Origin of the sequence: Streptomyces sp. NPDC048258, assembly GCF_043201995.1 — a bacterium.
Taxonomy (GTDB): Bacteria; Actinomycetota; Actinomycetes; order Streptomycetales; family Streptomycetaceae; genus Streptomyces.
The window spans coordinates 760,028-779,033 of sequence record NZ_JBICZH010000001.1; the positions used below are offsets into that span (position 1 = coordinate 760,028).

Sequence of the window (19,006 nt, forward strand, 5' to 3'; positions counted from 1 at the left end):
CCGCGGGCCCCGGTGGCTCACTCCGTCGGCTCCTGCGCCGCCGGTTCAGGGAGTTCCGCCGCGAGTGCGGCGGCGGCCTGGACCAGGGGGAGTGCCAGCAATGCCCCGGTACCTTCGCCCACTGTGACGCCGTGGTCGAGCACAGGGTTGAGCGCCATCCGGTCCAGGGCCTTCGCCTGGCCGGGCTCGCCGCTCGCCTGACCGGCCAGCCACCAGTCGGGAGCGCGGAACGCGGCCCGCTGGGCGACCAGACCGCAGGCCGCCGAGACGACGCCGTCGAGGATGACCGGCGTACGGCGCACCGCGCACTGGAGCAGGAAACCGGTGATGGCGGCCAGGTCGGCGCCGCCGACCGCGGCCAGCAGCGCGACCTGGTCGCCGAGGACCGGCCGGGCCCGGCGCAGCGCGTCGCGGATCGCGGCGCACTTGCGCATCCAGGCCAGGTCGTCGATGGGCAGGCCGCCGCGGCCGGTGACCACGGAGGCGTCGGTTCCGCACAGGGCGGCGACGAGGGTGGCGGCCACCGTGGTGCCGCCGACGCTGAGATCGCCGAGGACGACCAGGTCCGTACCGGAGTCCGCCTCCTCGTCGGCGATCCGGATCCCGAGCTCCAGGGCCGCCCGGGCCTCCTCGACGGTGAGCGCGTCCTCCACGTCGATCCGCCCGCTGCCGCGCCGGACGCGGTGCCTGACCACGTCCTCGGGGAGCAGCGCGGGGTCGCAGTCGAGCCCGGCGTCGACGATCCGCACGGTGGCCCCGAGCCGCCCGGCGAGGATCGAGACGGGGCTGGCCCCGTCGAGCACGGCCCGCACCAGCTCGTGGGCGGAGGAGGCGGCCCGGGCGGAGACGCCCTCGGCGGCGATCCCGTGGTCGGCGGCGAACAGCACCACGCGGGGGCGCTCGATCGGCTTGACCGGCACCTGCCCCTGAGCGGCGGCGAGCCACTCGGCGAGCTCGTCGAGCCGGCCCAGCGCGCCGGGCGGTACGGCCAGCCGTTCACGGCGTTCCTCGGCATCACGCCGGACGCCCCCGTCGGGGCGCTCGATCAGATCGGAGAAGTCGTCGAGATTCAGCGTGCTCATCTGCCAGAGAGTACAGCCGGTGAGGCCCTCCCCTCAGGGGGTGTCCCGGTGCCGGCCGGGCCTCAGGGCCCCGGTGTAGACGCCCGCCATGACGAGGGGCGCGCCCAGCAGCAGACCCACCGTCAGCTGCTCGTCGTCGCGCCATGCCGACAGCACGATCGTGACCACCGGGATGACGACGAAGACGTACGCCGCGCGGGACGCGCCCCAGTGGCGCACCACCACCAGATAGAAGACGAACGTCAGCACCGAGCCCGCCACGACCATGTAGGCCAGCGCCCACCAGGTCGCCGTCCGCTCCGGCAGCCTCCACGTGTCCCCGGCGACGAAGGAGCCGGCGAGCAGCACCACCGTCGCGGCCGTCATGCCCACCGCGTTCATCGTCACCGGGTGGACCGGCGGCAGGCGGTGCACGAGCACGGTCGCCTCGGCGAAGGACAGTACGGCGCCCAGGACCGCCAGCAGGGACAGCACCGGCACATCGCCCTGCAGCGGAGTCCGCGAGGCCAGCGCCACCCCGGCGGCCGCGACGAGCGTGCCCAGCAGCGCGGACTTCCGGAAGGGTTCCTGACGCTGCGCCACCACCAGCAGCAGCGCCACCAGCGGAACCAGGGCCAGCAGCGTCTGACCCAGCCCCGCGTGGACGCGGACCAGCGCGTAGTAGGCCAGCGCGAAGGTCACCCCGAAGTTGAGGACCCCGTACAGCACGGCGCCGGCCAGCGCCCGCCCGCGCGGCAGCGCGAGGCGCATGACGGCCATGACGGCCAGCAGCACCACCGCGGCCGCCCCGAACCGCACCGACGCGCCCCACAGCGGGTCGAGTTCGCGGTTGCTGAACCTCACCCCCACCGCGTTGCCGCCGCCCAGCAGGCAGCACCCGGCGAAGGCGGCGAGACCGGTTCTCTCTCCGGCGGTACGTGAGGGCTTCACGGGATCACCCCGGCTGTTCCTCGGCTGTTCCTCGGCTATTCCTTGAGTACGAGCGCCTGCCCCGCGACGACCAGCAGCACCTGCTCGCACTCCCCGGCCACCGCGGTGTTGAGGCGGCCCAGCTCGTCGCGGAAGCGGCGGCCCGAGGCCGTCGCGGGGACGATCCCCGAGCCCACCTCGTTGCTGACCAGCACCACCCGGCGACGGGTCGCGCGCAGCGCCGCCACCAGCTCGGCGGCCCGGTCGCGCAGCTGGTGCTGCCCGCCCTTGGCCCACACCGCGTCGTCCCAGGCGCCGGCCCGGTCCATCGCGTCCGTCAGCCACAGCGCCAGACAGTCGATGAGCAGCGGCGGTCCTCCCTCGGCGAGCAGCGGGACCAGTTCGCAGGTCTCCAGCGTCCGCCAGCTCGCCGGCCTGCGCTCCCGGTGCAGGCCCACCCGCTGCGCCCACTCGGCGTCACCGTCGCGGGTGCCGCCGGTGGCCACGTAGACCACCTCGGGGAAGGACTCCAGCCGCCGCTCCGCCTCGAAGGACTTGCCGGAGCGGGCCCCGCCGAGAACCAGCGTCCGGCGCGGCAGGTCCGGTACCGCGTGGTACTCCCCGACGATCACGGTGGTCCCGTCAGGCACCGCCCGGGCCCCGGCGGCCGCGCACCGGCGCTCCAGCTCCCGGCCCGGCGGGGTGTCGTGGTCGAGGTGGACGGCGATCACGTCCGTGGCCGGGCCCACCGCGCCGCTCGCCCGTAGCCGGGCGAGGGCCTCGGGCCGTCCCAGCACGTCGGCGAGGACCATGTCGTACGGACGCAGGCCCGTCCTGCCGTTGGTTCCGGCCGGGGCGCCGCCGGGCGGCAGGTACAGCAGCCGGCCGCCGTCCGGGCCGGTCACCTCGTACCCGGTGCCCGGTGCGTCCATCGGCACGGCCCGTACCCGGTGCCCGGAGATCACCGAGAGCTCCCGCCCGTCCGGCACCCGCCCCGCGGCCGGCAGCCCGGGCGGCAGCTCCATGGCGGGCCCGTCGTGCGGGTGGGTGAGCAGGACCTGCCGTACGCCGGCCAGCGAATGCCCGGCCCGGGCGCCGGCCAGCACCGCCCCGGGGGTCAGGTCGAGCAGCAGTGCCCCGTCGACGAGGACGGCCGTGGCGGCACGCGACCGCATGCCGACGGAGACCGCGCAGGCCGCACAGGGACAGCCGGGGCGGGGCAGGCCCTCGGGTGTGCCGGTGCCGAGCAGAGTGAGTTCCACAGGATGATCCTCCCGCGTCGCCGAGACTGCTGCGCGCCCGGTTACTCTGCGGGCAGACTCAAGGTGAGCAGCGTGCGAGCAGCGGACGAGCAACGGAGGCGGACATGGCGTGGACGTGGCGGTTCGAGACGGCCGAAGGCACCGAGACGAGCCCGTCGGTGGTACCGGAGGAGTTCACCACGCAGGGGGACGCGGAGTCCTGGATCGGTGAGTACTGGAAGGACCTGCTGGAAGGCGGCGTCGAGCAGGTCAAGCTGTCCGACGACGCCGGGACCGAGCTCTACACGATGAGCCTGCGCGAGGCCCTGGGGGCCTGAGGCTTCCAACGGCGGGGCTGGTTTGCCCGCAGGGCGAATCCAGCCCCGCCGGCGTTTGAGGCGCTGGGGGTCCCCCCGGACGGAGTCTGGGGGAGGGTGTGGGGGCGGAGCCCCCGCAAACGCCCCGCGCAGCGGGGGTCAGCCCCGCACCCCACAGAGGTGCAGCAACGCGGCCACACCCCGGTAGGGGTCGGTCCGCCCGGCGCGTTCCTCCGCGGCCAGCAGCCGCTCCAGCTCGTCCTCGGGCGGCAGGCTCTCGCCGGCCTCGGTGCCGTCCGTGAAGACGCGTACGCCGTACCAGGCACCCAGCGGCGCCCCGATGCCGTTCAGCGTGGCCGTCAGTCCGGCCAGCCGGTCGGCCCGTACGTCCAGGCCCAGCCGGTTCGTGTACTCGACGCCGTCGAAGGCGGCCAGCGTGCCGTCCCAGTCACCGCTCAGCCCCGGCCGCATGGCGAGCGCGTCGCCGTTGCGCACCAGCAGGGACAGCAGTCCGCCGGGCGCCAGCATGCGGGCGAGCCCGGCGAGCATGGCGTCCGGCTCGGGTACGTACATCAGCACCCCGTGGCACAGCACGACGTCGAAGCTGCCCGGCAGGAAGTGGGCGCCGGTCTCGCGGCCGTCGCCCTCCATGAGCCGGACCCGGTCGCGGATCCCGGCGGGTTCCGCGTCCAGCGCCTCACGGGCGACGGCCAGCATTCCCGGGTCCTTCTCCAGACCCGTCACCTTGTGCCCGGCGCGGGCGAGGCGCAGCGCCTGGGTGCCCTGGCCCATGCCGACGTCGAGGACGCGCAGCCGCTGCCCCACGGGGAAGCGGTGCGCGATCTGCTCGTCGACCTGCCGGCCCACGAGTTCCTGGCGGACGGCGTTGCGCAGTCCGCCCAGGCCCTCCAGCCACAGGCGGGCTCCCCCCGGGCCTCCCCAGGAGAAACCTTCCCCCGACGCCCCCGATGCTCCGGGCGTCCCTCCGCTCAGGGCCGTTCCCCGCGCTTGACCTGCGGCTTCGGCAGGCGCAGCCGGCGCATCTGGAGGGTGCGCATGAGGCCGTACGCGACGGCGCCGCGGCGGGGCTCGTTCGCGAAGCGCTCGCCCAGCGCCTTGCGGAGGCGGAACACCAGGCCGATGGAGTCGAGGATGATCAGAGCGATCACGCCGAGCCACAGCAGCAGCGCGATGTTCTGGATCTGCGGCTGCCGCACCATGCTGAGCACCAGGATGATCACTGCCAGGGGCAGGAACATCTCGGCGACCGAGAAGCGGGAGTCCACGTAGTCGCGGACGAACTTGCGGACGGGGCCCTTGTCACGCGCGGGCAGATAACGCTCGTCGCCGCTGGCCAGCGCTTCGCGCTGCTTGGCCATCTCTGTGCGACGGCGCTCTCGGGCTCGCTTGGCATCCTCCTTGCGGTTGCCGGTCGAGGCCACCACGGCCTTGCGCTGCGACTGGGCCACAGCACGCTTCGGCGTAGGGCGGCCCTTCGGGGCCTGCGGGTCACGGGGCTGCGAGAGGTCGGCGCTCACCTTGTCGGTGGCGGCGGCCTTCTCTTCCTTGGAGGAGCGGCTACCAAACACAAAACCCAAGCCTACGTGGTTGCGGGCATGGGCCCCACCCCGGCGGGGAACGATCCGGCAACGGCGGGCGTCTTCCCAGTGCAAGGTTCGTGCCGGGGGCGCGCTCCCGGCACCGGGCCGTACCGGTCGGGGGGCTCACCTACTCCTCACGCCTGATACGGCGGGGACGCAGTCGTCCTGGAGGAGGAGCGCATCCGTACTCGAACAGTGCGGTAATGGAGACAGGGCCCGTACTGTGGGTTCTACGGCGATCACTCGAGTGATCGAGGATCGCAACTGTTGGTGTCCTGGAGCGAAGTCCGTCTAGAAGGGGGCGCGCGAAGCCCATGAGCGGTGTCATGAAGCGTATGGGGATGATCTTCCGCGCGAAGGCGAACAAGGCCCTGGACCGGGCCGAGGACCCGCGCGAGACCCTTGACTACTCGTACCAGAAGCAGCTCGAGCTGCTTCAGAAGGTGCGCCGCGGAGTCGCCGATGTGGCGACCTCCCGCAAGCGCCTGGAACTGCAGCTCAACCAGCTCCAGGGGCAGTCCGCCAAGCTGGAGGACCAGGGCCGCAAGGCCCTCGCCCTGGGCCGCGAGGACCTGGCCCGCGAGGCCCTGTCCCGCCGCGCCTCGCTCCAGCAGCAGGTCAGCGACCTGGAGGTGCAGCACCAGACCCTGCAGGGCGAGGAGGAGAAGCTGACCCTCGCCGCGCAGCGCCTTCAGGCCAAGGTGGACGCCTTCCGGACAAAGAAGGAGACCATCAAGGCCACCTACACCGCGGCGCAGGCGCAGACCCGCATCGCGGAGTCCTTCTCCGGCATCTCCGAGGAGATGAGCGACGTCGGCCTGGCCATCCAGCGGGCCGAGGACAAGACCGCCCAGCTCCAGGCCCGCGCCGGCGCGATCGACGAGCTGCTGGCCTCCGGGGCCCTGGACGACCAGTCCGGGCTGGCGAGGGACGACATCCAGACCGAGCTGGACCGCCTGTCGGGCGGTACGGACGTGGAGCTGGAGCTCCAGCGGATGAAGGCCGAGCTGGCGGGCGGCCCGTCCGCGCAGCAGCAGTCCATCGAGGGCGGCGCCCCGGGCACCGGCCAGCAGCCCCAGACCCAGCACCGCTTCGACAAGCAGTAGGACGGGGTCCGTCATGATTGTCCGCATCATGGGGGAAGGCCAGGTGAAGCTCGGCGACGAGCACCTCACCGAGCTCAACAAGCTGGACGACGAACTGCTCGCGGAGATGGAGAGCGGCGACGAGGAAGGCTTCCGGCGCACGCTGGGCGCACTGCTCGAAGCTGTACGGCGGCTCGGCGAGCCGCTGCCCGACGACGCGCTGGAGCCGTCCGAGCTGATCCTGCCCGCCCCGGACGCGACCCTCGACGAGGTCAAGGAGATGCTCAGCGACGGCGGCCTGATCCCGGGCTGACCGGCTGAGCACGGTACGACGACGGGCCCGCCCCTTTTTCCCGGGGGCGGGCCCGTCGTCGTACCGCGTATTCACTGCCCGGTTCACTGCCCGGGCGGATTTTCCACCGCCGCCGCCCGCTCCGGGTCGGGGGTTCCGCCGATGAAGTTCTCGAACTTGCGGCGCGGCCGCGCCCAGCGCCGGTCGTGGTGGAAGGCCCGCAGCCCGGCCTTGGCCCGGGCGCGCGGGCGTTTCGCGTAGAACCTCTTCGCATACGGGGACCCGGGCCGGGCCAGCCGGATCGCGCCGATCAGCGCCACGAGGGGGACGACCGTGCCGAAGATCGCGGTCCGCGCCTTGCCCTTCCACAGGGCGATCAGGGCGAGGAAGAAGTTGGTGGCGGTGTTCATGACGACCAGTCCGCGGCTCTGCCGCTCGTCGGGCGTCAGTTCGTTCACCCCGAAGGGCAGGAACCCGCCCAGGACCAGGGCCACCAGCGCGGCCGTCAGGACCACGATCTCCACGCTCTTGCGGCCCTGCTCGCTCCAGTAGACGTCGTCGAGGTGCAGGATCAGCGCGAACTCGTCCAGCACCAGGCCCGCGCCCAGCCCGAAGATCACGGCGGAGACCAGCGCGCCGAAGCTGTACCGGCCGCTGCCGACCGCCCCGAAACCGCCGATGATCACCAGGATCACCCCGGGCACCACGTGGTGGATGTGCATGCCGCCGGGCGTGATGTTCTTGAAGGGCCCCCGCCCGGCCCGGATCATGCGGGTGATCACGCGGGTGACCAGGAACGACGTCACGAACGAGAGCAGGGCGAGCAGCAGCGGCAGCTTCCCCGGTTCGATGATGTTCCGATACCACCAGTGACCCATCCCGCTGCTCCCTGTTTGGAACGTATGGGGTAATTTACCGCCCGTGGTGCCCGTGGTGAGCGGGTAGCGTTCGCGCCGATGAAAGATTCGTTCGACGATCCGCTCCTGACACCGCCCCCGGAACGCGCCTCGTTCCTCGACGGTGTCCGCTTCGCGTTCGGCACCCTGACCGTGCTGCCCGCCCGCATCACCCGCTGGGACCGCCCCGCAGCCCGCACCGGCATGGCCTGCGCCCCGCTCGCCGGGCTGGTGGTCGGCCTGCTCGCCACCGTGCCCGGGGTGCTGCTGCTCGTACTCGGCGGGGGCCCGCTGCTCGCCGCGGCCGTCACCGTCGCCGTACCGGCCGCGCTGACCCGGGGGCTGCACCTGGACGGGCTCGCGGACACGGCGGACGGCCTGGGCAGCGCCAAACCGGCCGAGGACGCGCTGCGCATCATGAAGCAGTCCGACATCGGCCCCTTCGGCGTCGTGACCCTGGTGATCATGATGCTGGTGCAGGTGGCCGCCCTGTCCGACGTGTACGCCGACAGCTGGATCCGCGGCGCCCTCGCCGCCGTGACCGCCGCCGTGACCGCCCGCCTCGCCATGACCCTCGCCTCCCGCCAGGGCGTTCCGCCCGCCCGCCCCGAGGGGCTCGGCGCGGCGGTCGCCGGGGTGGTCCCGCGCGCCGCGGCCGCCGCGATCGCGGCGCTGACCGTGGTCCTGGCGGCAGCCGCCGCCCTCCCGCTCGGCCTGCCCGAAGCCGCCTTGCACGCCGCCGCGGTCCTGGCCGCCCTGCTCGCCGCCGAACTGCTGCTGCGCCGCTGCGTACGCCGCTTCGACGGGGTCACCGGCGACGTCTTCGGCGCCCTGGCCGAGGTCGCGGCGACCACCGCGCTGATCGTCCTCGCCCTGGGCTGACCCGGCCCGGCGGCACGGGCCCACGTACTCTCACCCCGTGGACCACACTCCGACGGACCCGACCCCCGCCGCGCCCAGCGCGCCGATCAAGGTCCTGCTCGCCGACGACCAGGCCCTGCTGCGCAGCGCCTTCAAGGTGCTCGTGGACTCCGAACCCGACATGCAGGTCGTCGGGGAGGCCTCCGACGGGGCGCAGGCCTACGCGCTCGCCCGGCAGACGCGCGCCGACGTCGTACTCATGGACATCCGGATGCCCGGCACCGACGGGCTCGCCGCCACCCGCATGATCAGCGGCGATCCGGAACTCGCCGCCGTGCGCGTGGTGATGCTGACGACCTTCGAGGTCGACGAGTACGTCGCCGCCGCCCTGCGGGCCGGCGCCTCCGGCTTCCTCGGCAAGGGCGCCGAGCCCGAGGACCTCCTCAACGCCATCCGTGTCGCGCACGCGGGCGAGGCCCTGCTCTCCCCGGCCGCCACCAAGGGGCTCATCGCCACCTTCCTCGCCCAGGGCGGCGGCGCGGACCCGGCCGCCGCCGCGGCCACCGCCGGATCGCACGCGCAGCGGCTCGCCGCGCTGACCGTCCGGGAGCGCGAGGTCCTCGTACACGTCGCGGCGGGGCTGTCCAACGACGGGATCGCCGGACGGCTGGAGGTCAGCCCGCTCACCGTCAAGACCCACGTGAACCGGGCCATGGCCAAGCTCGGCGCCCGCGACCGGGCCCAATTGGTGGTCATTGCCTACGAATCGGGACTGGTCCGGCCGCGCGCGGAGTAGCGCGCGGCAGTACGGAGTAGTGCGGCGTACTGCGGACGCGGTATGCCGCACATAAGGACGGGACCTGCGAGCGACGCAACGGCGCCGCGGCGTACGAAAGGCTGGAAAGGCCCTCGCGTTCGCCACTGCAGAGAGATCTCATACCCATGTCCTGGCTGTCCCGCTTCAGCCTTGCCCAAAGGGCGTTGATCGGCCTCGTGTCGATCGTCGCGCTCCTCTTCGGCGCCATAGCCATCCCGCAGCTCAAGCAGCAGCTGCTGCCCTCCATCGAACTGCCGATGGTGTCCGTGCTCGCGCCGTACCAGGGCGCCTCGCCCGACGTGGTGGAGAAGCAGGTCGTCGAACCGATCGAGGCCACGCTCAAGGGCGTCGACGGCATCACCGGCATCACCTCCACCGCCAGCGAGGGCAACGCCCTCATCATGGCCACCTTCGACTACGGCGACAGCGGCACCAAGCAGCTCGTCGCCGACGTCCAGCAGGCCGTCAACCGGGCCCGCGTCCGGCTGCCCGCCGAGGTGGATCCGCAGGTGGTGGCCGGTTCCACCGACGACATCCCGACGGTCATCCTCGCCGTCACCTCCGACAAGGACCAGCAGGCCCTCGCGGACCAGCTGGAACGTTCCGTCGTCCCCGTCCTCTCGGACATCGAGGGCGTCGGCCAGGTCACCGTCGACGGCGTCCAGGACCTCCAGGTCACCGTCACCCCCGACAACGCCAAGCTCGCGGCCGCCGGCCTCGACGGCGCCGCCCTCGCCCAGGGCCTCCAGGCGGGCGGCGCGACCGTGCCCGCCGGCTCCTTCGACGAGGAGGGCAAGAACCGGACCGTCCGCGTCGGCGCCGGCTACACCTCGCTCGCCCAGGTGGAGGACCTGCGCCTGAGCCCCGGCCCGGGCAGGCCGGCCGTCCGGCTCGGCGACGTGGCCACGGTGAAGCAGGAGGCCGCCAAGGCCGTCTCCATCACCCGTACCAACGGCAAGCCCAGCCTCGCCCTCGTCCTCACCATGGACAAGGACGGCAGCGCCGTCGCCATCTCGGACGCCGTCAAGGACAAGCTCCCCGAGCTGCGTTCCACGCTCGGCTCCGGCGCGGACCTGACCGTCGTCAGCGACCAGGGCCCGGCCGTCGCCAAGTCCATCTCCAGCCTCACCACCGAGGGCCTGCTCGGCCTGCTCTTCGCGGTGATCGTGATCCTGGTCTTCCTGGGCTCGCTGCGCTCGACGCTGGTCACCGCGGTCTCCATCCCGCTGTCCGTCGTCCTCGCGCTCATCGTGCTCTGGACCCGCGACCTGTCGCTCAACATGCTGACGCTGGGCGCGCTCACCATCGCCATCGGCCGCGTCGTCGACGACTCGATCGTGGTCCTGGAGAACATCAAGCGCCACCTCGGTTACGGCGAGGAGCGCGAACAGGCCATCCTCACCGCCGTCAAGGAGGTGGCCGGCGCGGTCACCTCCTCCACGCTCACCACCGTCGCCGTCTTCCTGCCGATCGGCCTCGTCGGCGGCATGATCGGCGAGCTCTTCGGCTCCTTCTCGCTGACCGTCACCGCGTCCCTGCTGGCCTCGCTGCTCGTCTCGCTCACCGTCGTGCCGGTGCTCTCGTACTGGTTCATGAGCGCCCCGAAGGGCGTGACGGCCGGGGACGCCGCGAGCGCCGCCAAGGCGCGGCGCGAGGCCGAGGAGAAGGAGGCGCGCAGCCGCCTCCAGAAGCTGTACGTCCGCGTCCTGGGCTTCGCCACCCGGCGCCGCCTGACCAGCGTGGCCATCGCGGTCGTCGTCCTCGTCGGCACCTTCGGGATGACCCCGCTGCTGAAGACCAACTTCTTCGACCAGGGCGAGCAGGACGTCCTGACCATCAAGCAGGAACTGGCCCCCGGCACCTCGCTGGCCGCCTCCGACGAGGCGAGCCGCAAGGTCGAGGGCGCGCTGGCCCAGGTCGACGGCGTCAAGAGCTACCAGGTCACCGTCGGCTCCTCCGGCTTCCTCGCGGCCTTCGGCGGCGGTACGGGCTCCAACCAGGCCTCGTACCAGGTCACTCTGAAGGACTCCGGCAAGGCCGAGAGCGTCAAGAAGCAGATCGAGGGCAAGCTGGCCGCGCTCGACGGCATCGGCGAGACCCGCATCGCGGCGGGCGACGGCTTCGGCAGCCAGAACCTCAGCGTGGTCGTCAAGGCCGGTGACGGCGAGGTCCTCGCCAAGGCCGCCGAGCAGGTGCGGGCCGAAGTGGCCACGCTGAAGAACGTCACCGACGTCCAGAGCGACCTGTCCCAGTCCGTGCCGCGGATCTCGGTGACCGCCACCCCCAAGGCCGCGGACGCGGGCCTGAACCAGGCCGCGCTCGGCGGACTCGTCGCGCAGGCCGTACGGGGCAACCCGGCGGGCAAGGCCGTACTGGACAACACCGAGCGGGACATCGTCATCAAGTCCGCGCAGCCGGCCACCACCCTGGCCGAGCTGCAGGCCCTGCCGGTCGGCCCGCTCAAGCTCGGTGACATCGCCGAGGTCAAGGTGGTCCCCGGCCCGGTCGCGATGACCCGGATCGACGGCGCCCGCGCCGCCACCGTCACCGCGAAGCCGGTGGGCGACAACACCGGCGCGGTCAGTGCCGAGCTCCAGACCAAGCTCAAGGCCCTGGACCTGCCGGAGGGCGCCACGGCCTCCATCGGCGGCGTCTCGGAGGACCAGGACGAGGCCTTCGGCTCGCTCGCCCTCGCCATGCTCGCGGCCATCGCGATCGTGTTCATGCTGCTGGTCGCGACGTTCCGCTCGCTGGTCCAGCCGCTGATCCTGCTGGTCTCCATCCCGTTCGCGGCGACCGGCGCGCTCGGCCTGCTGATCGCCACCGGCACCCCGATGGGCGTCCCGGCGATGATCGGCATGCTGATGCTCATCGGCATCGTCGTGACCAACGCGATCGTCCTGATCGACCTGGTCAACCAGTACCGGGCCCAGGGCCTCGGCGTGGTCGAAGCCGTCGTCGAGGGCGGCAGGCACCGACTGCGCCCGATCCTCATGACGGCCCTGGCGACGATCTTCGCGCTGCTCCCGATGGCGCTGGGCGTCACCGGGGAGGGCGGCTTCATCTCCCAGCCGCTCGCGGTCGTGGTGATCGGCGGCCTGGTCAGCTCCACCCTGCTGACCCTGCTCCTGGTGCCGACCCTCTACACGATGGTGGAACTCCGCAAGGAGCGCCGGCGCGCCAAGCGCTCGGCCAAGCGCGAGGCCCGCCTGACGGTGGTGCCTGCCCCGCAGGAGTCCTCGGACGAGGACGAGTCGCCGGCTCGCGTCTGACCGCGGGACAGCGGGACCGGAGGACCGCCGGACCGCGTGCACGAAGGCCGAAGGGCCGCCCTCCTGTGGGGAGGGCGGCCCTTCGGGCGTCACGCGGTGGGGGAGCGGGGACTACGGCAGCGCGAGCATCCGCTCCAGGGCGAGCTTCGCGAAGCTCTCCGTCTCCTTGTCGACCTGGATCTGGTTGACGAGGGTGCCCTCGGCCAGGGACTCCAGGGTCCACACCAGGTGGGGGAGGTCGATGCGGTTCATCGTCGAGCAGAAGCAGACCGTCTTGTCGAGGAAGACGACCTCCTTGTCCTCCGCGGCGAAACGGTTCGCCAGGCGGCGGACCAGGTTCAGCTCGGTGCCGATGGCCCACTTGGAGCCGGCCGGGGCCGCCTCCAGCGCCTTGATGATGTACTCCGTCGAGCCGACGTAGTCCGCGGCCGCGACGACCTCGTGCTTGCACTCGGGGTGCACCAGGACGTTCACGCCGGGGATGCGGGCGCGGACGTCGTTGACCGAGTCGACCGAGAACCGGCCGTGGACCGAGCAGTGCCCTCGCCACAGGATCATCTTGGCGTTCCGCAGCTGCTCGACGGTCAGGCCGCCGTTCGGCTTGTGCGGGTTGTAGAGCACGCAGTCGTCCAGGGACATGCCCATGTCGCGGACGGCGGTGTTGCGGCCCAGGTGCTGGTCCGGGAGGAAGAGCACCTTCTCGCCCTGCTCGAAGGCCCACTCCAGGGCCTTCTTCGCGTTGGACGACGTACAGATCGTGCCGCCGTGCTTGCCGGTGAAGGCCTTGATGTCGGCGGAGGAGTTCATGTACGAGACGGGGACGGTCGCACCGGCGACCCCGGCCTCGGTCAGCACGTCCCAGCACTCCGCGACCTGCTCGGCGGTGGCCATGTCGGCCATCGAGCAGCCGGCGGCCAGGTCCGGCAGGACCACCTTCTGGTCGTCCGAGGTCAGGATGTCCGCGGACTCGGCCATGAAGTGCACGCCGCAGAAGACGATGTACTCGGCCTCCGGCTTGGCGGCCGCGTCCTTGGCCAGCTTGAACGAGTCGCCGGTGACGTCGGCGAACTCGATGACCTCGTCACGCTGGTAGTGGTGGCCGAGGATGAAGACCTTGTCCCCGAGCTTCTCCTTGGCCGCGCGGGCACGTGCCACGAGGTCCGGGTCCGACGGCGAGGGCAGGTCGCCGGGGCACTCCACCCCGCGCTCGCTCTTGGGGTCGGCCTCACGGCCGAGCAGCAGCAGGGCAAGGGGCGTCGGCTGGACGTCCAAAGGCTGGGCGGTGGTCACGACACGCACCCTTTCTGTTCTGCGACAAGGGACTTCTGGGGACTTTTGGAGCTATCGCTTCGACTTCTCGTCTATTTGACGTTATCTATCATAACCTCTTCACGTCACTTTGACGATGCCGATAGCGTCAATGTGACGCATCAGCCGGTCGGTCCACCGGCCCGCCCGTCCCGCGGTGTGCGAGCATGAATGTCTGAAACAAGCGTCGGGTCCCGGAATGAATCCGCGGTCCCGCTCGTTGCCACCGACGGCAAGAGTCCGACGTTTCCCTGCCTCCGGCGGGGAGCCGCCCACTTCGGGAGTGAATGCAGATGTCCGTACAGGACGACAAGACCACTGTGAGCGACGGCATCCTCCTGTCCGACGCCGCCGCCGAGAAGGTCAGGACCCTGCTGGAGCAGGAAGGCCGCGAGGACCTGGCGCTGCGCGTCGCCGTCCAGCCCGGCGGCTGCTCCGGCCTGCGCTACCAGCTCTTCTTCGACGAGCGCTCCCTCGACGGCGACGTCGTGAAGGACTTCGACGGTGTGAAGGTCGTCACCGACCGGATGAGCTCCCCGTACCTGCACGGCGCCTCGATCGACTTCGTCGACACCATCGAGAAGCAGGGCTTCACGATCGACAACCCGAACGCCACGGGCTCCTGCGCCTGCGGCGACTCGTTCAGCTAAGCCTGCTCAAGGCTGCACGACGAGGGCCCGCCTCCGGTCTGATCAGACCGGAGGCGGGCCCTCGTCACATGTCCGCCGTCCGCGGGATCACTGCCGGGGGAGCGGCTTGCCCGAGGTCGCGTCGACCACCTTGCGGTCGCCCAGCGGCTCCTTGAGCGTCGCCGTCAGGGACATCTCCTGCGCGAGCATGATGCAGGCCTGGCCCGGCTGGTTCGGCGTGTCCGTGATCTTCACCAGGACCGAGGCGGACTCCTCACGGGCCTCCAGGGCGTAGGTGCTGCACACACTGCCCCAGAAGTTCACCGTCAGCTTCCGGTCGGCCTGCGCGTACGAGAATCCGGGCACCGTACGGCCGTCCTTCGGGCCGGGGGTGGTCTCCTGCGCGGCGGCCGGCTGGGCCACCGTGTGGCCGGGGGCGCCGCCCTGGCCCGCCACCGCGAAGAGCCAGGCCGGGACCAGACCCCGCGCCCCGTCCACCGTCCCGGGGACCAGGCCGAGCGTGGCGCCCTTGACCGTCTCCGTGCGCGGCGGCTTCATGGGCCGCGGCTCCGGGTTGCACGGCGGTGTGTCCGTCGGCCCCGGCGGGTTGTCCGGATCCAGCGGGACCGAGGTCGCGCAGCCGCTGGGACCGGGGCCGGTGCCGTCCGAACCGCCCGACTTCGCGTTCAGCCGGGCCAGCGCCTCCACGGCGCCGACCACCTGCTGGTCGGCCGCCCGTACCGGGGCCTTCAGCTCGCCGCTGCCCGCCACCACCGACGCGTCGCCGGCCACGCTCACCTTGGTGGACCAGCCCTGGGTGGGGAGCCCGCCGATCACCGGGTCCGCGGTCACCACCCGTACCGCGCCCTGCGTGAGCCGGGCGTCGAGCGTGGCCCCCTCCTGGCCGACGGCGGCCAGCACCGGGCGCGCGGCGGCCTTGGCGGCCTCCTCGGACACCGGCGTGCCGGACGCGCCGGCCTTGCCGGAACCCGCGTTCCCCGCGTCCTGGGGCAGGGTGGCGGGACCGCAGGTGTCCTTGCCGCGCACGCAGTCGTCCCCGGCGCCGTTGCCCGACGCCTGGAAGCGGTTGAAGTTCCACGTCCCCGGGGCCGTACGGGTCACCGTGAGCCGGGGCCCGGAGCCGTCGGCGGCCTCCCCGGCCACCCAGACGTCCCCGTTCAGCCGCGGCGCGCCCGAGATCCCGAGGGCCGCCGCGAGGCGGGCCACCTCCGCCGAGGTGACCTCCCCCGACGCGGTGAAGCCGGGCGCGGACGCCGGAGCCTCCGGCAGCGGAACGTCGGCCCGGTAGACCACCCCGCCGCCGGACGGGTCGGGCTCCCCGGGCGCGATGCCGGGCCCGGTGGGGCTGCCCGCGTCACGGGGCGCCGAGGCCGCGCTGTTCTCCGTACGGCTGCCCGACGCGTCCCCGTGGGCCGTGGACGCCCAGTACGCGGTACCGCCGCCGGTCAGCAGGACGGCGGCCGCGATCGAGCCGATGGCCCAGGACGGCCGCCGTCGTGTGCCGCGTGATGTGTCGGGTTCTTCGCTGGTCACCGCATCGCTCCTTCACCTGTTCCGTCCTGCCTGATGCGGGTGTGACGGAACAGACGCGCAACCGGTTCCCCTGCCCCCGCTCAGTCCCCGTAGGCCGCGGTGGAGGCGATCAGCCGCGCCGAGGCCGGCGGGACGCTGATCCCGTGGATCTGCGAGGGCGCCACGCGGACCGGGCGGGGGCCCGCCGGGACCGCCCAGTGCGGGGCCATCCGGGCGCAATCGCCGAGCAGACGCGCGAAGCCGGGCCGCCCCGCGCCTTCCGCGACGCGCGCGTCGGAGGTGTACTCGGAGTAGCCGAAGCCGTCGGTATAGGTCATGGAGGCACCGTAGGCACCGTGCCTCACGTGAAGAAAGACCTACTACGGGGTAGTTTCGGCCGTTCGGCCCGGGGCGCTCGACCGGGTAGTTTTGACTGTCCGCTTGCCGTCCTCCGCAGGAGCGTCCACGCCGTGCGCATCGCAGTCACCGGCTCCATCGCCACCGACCACCTCATGACCTTCCCCGGCCGATTCGCCGACCAGCTGGTCGCGGACCAGCTGCACACGGTCTCCCTCTCCTTCCTCGTCGACAACCTCGACGTCCGGCGGGGCGGTGTCGGCCCGAACATCTGCTTCGGCATGGGGCAGCTGGGCAGCCGTCCGGTCCTGGTCGGAGCCGCCGGCTCCGACTTCGACGAGTACCGCGCCTGGCTGGACCGGCACGGAGTCGACACCGAGTCCGTCCGGATCTCCGAGGTCCTGCACACCGCGCGCTTCGTGTGCACCACGGACGCCGACCACAACCAGATCGGCTCCTTCTACACGGGCGCGATGAGCGAAGCCCGGCTGATCGAGCTCAAGTCCGTCGCCGACCGGGTGGGCGGGCTGGACCTCGTCCTGATCGGCGCGGACGACCCCGAGGCGATGCTGCGCCACACGGAGGAGTGCCGGACGCGGGGGATCCCCTTCGCCGCCGACTTCTCGCAGCAGATCGCCCGGATGGACGGCGACAACATCCGCACCCTGATGGAGGGTGCGACGTACCTCTTCTCGAACGAGTACGAGAAGGGCCTCATCGAGTCGAAGTCGGGCTGGACGGACGCGGAGATCCTCGCGAAGGTCGGCACGCGGGTGACCACGCTGGGCTCGCAGGGCGTGCGGATCGAGCGGGTCGGCGAGGAGCCGATCGTGGTCGGCTGCCCCGAGGAGACCGCGAAGGTCGACCCGACGGGTGTCGGCGACGCGTTCCGCGCCGGCTTCCTGACCGGGCTGAGCTGGGGCGTCGGCCTGGAGCGTGCCGCGCAGCTGGGCTGCATGCTCGCGACGCTGGTCATCGAGACGCTCGGCACCCAGGAGTACACCCTGGCCCGGGCCCACTTCATGGAGCGCTTCACGAAGGCGTACGGGGACGAGGCCGCCGCCGAGGTCAAGTCGCACCTGGCCTAGCCGCTGCCGCTGCCGCTGCCGCTTGCCTGGCCGGTCCGGGGCCCTGCCCCAGGCCGGCCGGGCGCGCCGCCGTTGCCGGGGGCTCCGCCCCCGGACCCCCGCGCCTCAATCGCCGGCGAGGCTGGAATTTGGCCGGCGTCAGCCTGCAGCCTGCCCCCGGCGGGGCTGGATTGCCCGCCGGGCAATTCCAGCCCCGCCTGGGGGTCCCCCCGGACGGAGTCTGGGGGAGTTTGAGGCGCGGGTCCGGGCGGAGCCCGGTGCCCGGCGGAGCGGGGGTCAGGCGAGGCGGCGGACCGTGTACGCGACGCCCGTGGGGCGTTCGGCTTCGCCCACGTACTCGTGGCCCCGCATCGCGCACCACGCCGGGATGTCCAGGCGGGCCACCTCGTCGTCGGAGACGACCGTGACCGTGCCCCCCACCGGGACCCGGACGATGGCCCGGGCCAGTTCGATCACCGGCTGGGGGCAGCGCAGCCCGAGCGCGTCGAGCTCCAGGGACTCCGACTCCGGGGCCACCGGGACGGTTTCGCTCACGCCCAGCCGTTCCCGTACCCCGGAGACCACCCCCGGCAGCACCTCCAGGAATCCGTTGACCTCCTCCGCAGTGGTCCCCGGCGGCAGGGACACCCGTACGTTCCCCTCCGACAGCACCCCCATCGCCCGCAGCACGTGACTGGGGGTCAGCGTCGAGCTCGTGCACGAGGAGCCCGAGGAGACCGAGTACCCCGCCCGGTCCAGCTCGTGCAGCAGGATCTCCCCGTCGACGTACAGGCAGGAGAACGTGACCAGGTGCGGAAGCCTGCGGTCCGGATCGCCGACCACCTCCACGTCGGGGACCAGCCGGACCACCCGGCGCCGGATCCGGTCCACCAGGATCCGCAACCGGGCCGCCTCCGCGTCGGCCTCGGCGCGTACGGCCCGCAAGGACGCCGCGGCCGCCACGATCGCGGGGAGGTTCGCGAAGCCGGGGGAGCGGCCCGACTCCCGTTCGTCCGTGGGGCCTTGGGGTGAGAAGCGGACCCCCTTGCGCACCGCCAGCAGGCCGACCCCCGGCGGACCGCCCCACTTGTGCGCACTCCCGGCCAGGACGGACCAGGCGCCCTCCACCGGCCCCCAGCCCAGCGACTGCGCCGCGTCCACCAGCAGCGGCACCCCCGCCTCCGCGCAGACTTCGGCGACCTCCGCCACCGGCTGGACCGTGCCCACCTCGTGGTTGGCGGACTGGAGGCAGGCCAGGGCGGTGGACGCCCTCACCGCGTCGCGGTAACCCGCCGCCGTCACCGCGCCCGTACGGTCCACCGGGACCTCGGTCACCGTCCCGCCGTGCGCCTCGTGCGCCTCCGCCGCGTGGAGTACAGAACTGTGTTCGACCGCAGATAGGACCAGATGGCCGCCGACCCGGCGGCGGCCCGCGAGGACCCCCGCCACCCCCGTGTGAACCGCGTGCGTCCCCGAAGGAGTGAACACCAGCTCGTCGGCGCGGCATCCCACCGCCTCCGCGGCCGCCTCCCGCGCCGCGTCCAGCAGCAGCCGGGCCCTTCGGCCCTCCCGGTACAGCCGGGACGGATCGGCCCAGCCCTCGTCCAGGGAGGCCTGCAACGCCTGCCGGGCCACGGGGTGCAGGGGGGCGGCGGACGCGCTGTCGAAGTACGGCATCCGGTCACCGTAAGGCAGGGGCCGTGCGGAGGACGCCGTTGAGGGGCGGCGGTCGGGAGGCG

18 protein-coding genes are annotated in these 19,006 nt (G+C 72.5%); 8 read left to right on the forward strand and 10 right to left on the reverse strand.

Annotated elements, in window-relative coordinates; translation table 11 throughout:
• Positions 1–17: 17 nt before the first annotated feature.
• From cobT to ACGFYQ_RS03535, 3 genes are read right to left on the reverse strand one after another with little or no spacing between them, the layout of a single operon-like run.
• Complete coding sequence (gene cobT / locus ACGFYQ_RS03525; protein WP_393739440.1) at positions 18–1,082, reverse strand: nicotinate-nucleotide--dimethylbenzimidazole phosphoribosyltransferase; 1,065 nt, start codon at positions 1,080–1,082, stop codon at positions 18–20.
• Positions 1,083–1,115: 33 nt separating this feature from the next.
• Entirely contained in the window at positions 1,116–2,012 is an 897-nt protein-coding gene (locus ACGFYQ_RS03530; RefSeq protein ID WP_393739442.1) for a DMT family transporter, read from the reverse strand.
• A gap of 35 nt (positions 2,013–2,047) precedes the next feature.
• Entirely contained in the window at positions 2,048–3,253 is a 1,206-nt protein-coding gene (locus ACGFYQ_RS03535; RefSeq protein ID WP_393739444.1) for a bifunctional adenosylcobinamide kinase/adenosylcobinamide-phosphate guanylyltransferase, read from the reverse strand.
• A gap of 104 nt (positions 3,254–3,357) precedes the next feature.
• On the opposite strand from ACGFYQ_RS03535, the gene ACGFYQ_RS03540 reads away from it, so the two are divergent.
• On the forward strand, positions 3,358–3,570 hold the full coding sequence (locus ACGFYQ_RS03540) for a hypothetical protein (protein WP_393739446.1): 213 nt from the start codon (positions 3,358–3,360) through the stop codon (positions 3,568–3,570).
• Between the two features lie 138 nt (positions 3,571–3,708).
• On the opposite strand, the gene ACGFYQ_RS03545 is transcribed toward ACGFYQ_RS03540, so the two are convergent.
• Positions 3,709–4,416 carry a class I SAM-dependent methyltransferase gene (locus ACGFYQ_RS03545; RefSeq protein ID WP_393739448.1) on the reverse strand — a complete coding sequence of 236 codons (708 nt, stop codon included), beginning with the start codon at positions 4,414–4,416 and terminating at the stop codon, positions 3,709–3,711.
• Between the two features lie 122 nt (positions 4,417–4,538).
• Positions 4,539–5,147, reverse strand: a complete 609-nt coding sequence (locus ACGFYQ_RS03550) for a DUF3043 domain-containing protein (RefSeq protein ID WP_393739450.1) — start codon at positions 5,145–5,147, stop codon at positions 4,539–4,541.
• A 317-nt stretch (positions 5,148–5,464) separates the two neighbouring features.
• On the opposite strand from ACGFYQ_RS03550, the gene ACGFYQ_RS03555 reads away from it, so the two are divergent.
• Together ACGFYQ_RS03555 and ACGFYQ_RS03560 are read left to right on the forward strand one after the other, a co-directional pair.
• Positions 5,465–6,256, forward strand: a complete 792-nt coding sequence (locus ACGFYQ_RS03555) for a PspA/IM30 family protein (RefSeq protein ID WP_393739452.1) — start codon at positions 5,465–5,467, stop codon at positions 6,254–6,256.
• Positions 6,257–6,269: 13 nt separating this feature from the next.
• The gene (locus tag ACGFYQ_RS03560; protein ID WP_393739454.1) at positions 6,270–6,548 is read left to right on the forward strand and encodes a hypothetical protein; all 279 of its coding nucleotides are present in this window, start codon (positions 6,270–6,272) and stop codon (positions 6,546–6,548) included.
• Between the two features lie 83 nt (positions 6,549–6,631).
• On the opposite strand, the gene ACGFYQ_RS03565 is transcribed toward ACGFYQ_RS03560, so the two are convergent.
• Positions 6,632–7,405 carry a hypothetical protein gene (locus ACGFYQ_RS03565; protein WP_393739456.1) on the reverse strand — a complete coding sequence of 258 codons (774 nt, stop codon included), beginning with the start codon at positions 7,403–7,405 and terminating at the stop codon, positions 6,632–6,634.
• A 78-nt stretch (positions 7,406–7,483) separates the two neighbouring features.
• Here ACGFYQ_RS03565 and cobS point away from each other — a divergent pair, with 78 nt between their 5' ends.
• The 3 genes from cobS to ACGFYQ_RS03580 all read left to right on the forward strand — a co-directional run bounded on the left by cobS (position 7,484) and on the right by ACGFYQ_RS03580 (position 12,373).
• The gene (gene cobS / locus ACGFYQ_RS03570; RefSeq protein ID WP_393739458.1) at positions 7,484–8,305 is read left to right on the forward strand and encodes an adenosylcobinamide-GDP ribazoletransferase; all 822 of its coding nucleotides are present in this window, start codon (positions 7,484–7,486) and stop codon (positions 8,303–8,305) included.
• A 37-nt stretch (positions 8,306–8,342) separates the two neighbouring features.
• The gene (locus tag ACGFYQ_RS03575) at positions 8,343–9,080 is read left to right on the forward strand and encodes a response regulator (RefSeq protein WP_393739460.1); all 738 of its coding nucleotides are present in this window, start codon (positions 8,343–8,345) and stop codon (positions 9,078–9,080) included.
• 146 nt (positions 9,081–9,226) lie between these two features.
• Positions 9,227–12,373 (forward strand): efflux RND transporter permease subunit, encoded by a 3,147-nt coding sequence (locus tag ACGFYQ_RS03580; protein ID WP_393739462.1) that lies wholly within the window; start codon positions 9,227–9,229, stop codon positions 12,371–12,373.
• Positions 12,374–12,484: 111 nt separating this feature from the next.
• Here ACGFYQ_RS03580 and nadA read toward each other — a convergent pair whose 3' ends face one another.
• On the reverse strand, positions 12,485–13,672 hold the full coding sequence (gene nadA, locus ACGFYQ_RS03585; RefSeq protein ID WP_393739464.1) for a quinolinate synthase NadA: 1,188 nt from the start codon (positions 13,670–13,672) through the stop codon (positions 12,485–12,487).
• A gap of 302 nt (positions 13,673–13,974) precedes the next feature.
• On the opposite strand from nadA, the gene erpA reads away from it, so the two are divergent.
• On the forward strand, positions 13,975–14,331 hold the full coding sequence (gene erpA / locus ACGFYQ_RS03590) for an iron-sulfur cluster insertion protein ErpA (protein WP_008738845.1): 357 nt from the start codon (positions 13,975–13,977) through the stop codon (positions 14,329–14,331).
• Between the two features lie 87 nt (positions 14,332–14,418).
• On the opposite strand, the gene ACGFYQ_RS03595 is transcribed toward erpA, so the two are convergent.
• Both ACGFYQ_RS03595 and ACGFYQ_RS03600 read right to left on the reverse strand, forming a co-directional pair.
• Positions 14,419–15,864 carry a hypothetical protein gene (locus ACGFYQ_RS03595; RefSeq protein WP_393739467.1) on the reverse strand — a complete coding sequence of 482 codons (1,446 nt, stop codon included), beginning with the start codon at positions 15,862–15,864 and terminating at the stop codon, positions 14,419–14,421.
• An 80-nt stretch (positions 15,865–15,944) separates the two neighbouring features.
• Entirely contained in the window at positions 15,945–16,181 is a 237-nt protein-coding gene (locus ACGFYQ_RS03600; protein WP_393739469.1) for a hypothetical protein, read from the reverse strand.
• A 132-nt stretch (positions 16,182–16,313) separates the two neighbouring features.
• Here ACGFYQ_RS03600 and ACGFYQ_RS03605 point away from each other — a divergent pair, with 132 nt between their 5' ends.
• Complete coding sequence (locus ACGFYQ_RS03605; RefSeq protein ID WP_393739471.1) at positions 16,314–17,288, forward strand: carbohydrate kinase family protein; 975 nt, start codon at positions 16,314–16,316, stop codon at positions 17,286–17,288.
• 276 nt (positions 17,289–17,564) lie between these two features.
• On the opposite strand, the gene ACGFYQ_RS03610 is transcribed toward ACGFYQ_RS03605, so the two are convergent.
• A complete protein-coding gene (locus ACGFYQ_RS03610) occupies positions 17,565–18,944 on the reverse strand; it encodes a cysteine desulfurase/sulfurtransferase TusA family protein (protein ID WP_393739473.1) in 1,380 nt (459 codons plus the stop codon).
• Positions 18,945–19,006 lie beyond the last annotated feature (62 nt).

Bases quoted from the DNA above. Each gene is read 5' to 3' on its own strand.
- ACGFYQ_RS03565 (WP_393739456.1), bottom strand. From the start codon at position 7,405: ATGGGTCACTGGTGGTATCGGAACATCATCGAACCGGGGAAGCTGCCG.
- cobS (WP_393739458.1), top strand. From the start codon at position 7,484: ATGAAAGATTCGTTCGACGATCCGCTCCTGACACCGCCCCCGGAACGC.
- ACGFYQ_RS03540 (WP_393739446.1), top strand. From the start codon at position 3,358: ATGGCGTGGACGTGGCGGTTCGAGACGGCCGAAGGCACCGAGACGAGC.
- ACGFYQ_RS03555 (WP_393739452.1), top strand. From the start codon at position 5,465: ATGAGCGGTGTCATGAAGCGTATGGGGATGATCTTCCGCGCGAAGGCG.
- ACGFYQ_RS03580 (WP_393739462.1), top strand. From the start codon at position 9,227: ATGTCCTGGCTGTCCCGCTTCAGCCTTGCCCAAAGGGCGTTGATCGGC.
- ACGFYQ_RS03610 (WP_393739473.1), bottom strand. From the start codon at position 18,944: ATGCCGTACTTCGACAGCGCGTCCGCCGCCCCCCTGCACCCCGTGGCC.
- ACGFYQ_RS03600 (WP_393739469.1), bottom strand. From the start codon at position 16,181: ATGACCTATACCGACGGCTTCGGCTACTCCGAGTACACCTCCGACGCG.
- cobT (WP_393739440.1), bottom strand. From the start codon at position 1,082: ATGAGCACGCTGAATCTCGACGACTTCTCCGATCTGATCGAGCGCCCC.
- ACGFYQ_RS03560 (WP_393739454.1), top strand. From the start codon at position 6,270: ATGATTGTCCGCATCATGGGGGAAGGCCAGGTGAAGCTCGGCGACGAG.
- erpA (WP_008738845.1), top strand. From the start codon at position 13,975: ATGTCCGTACAGGACGACAAGACCACTGTGAGCGACGGCATCCTCCTG.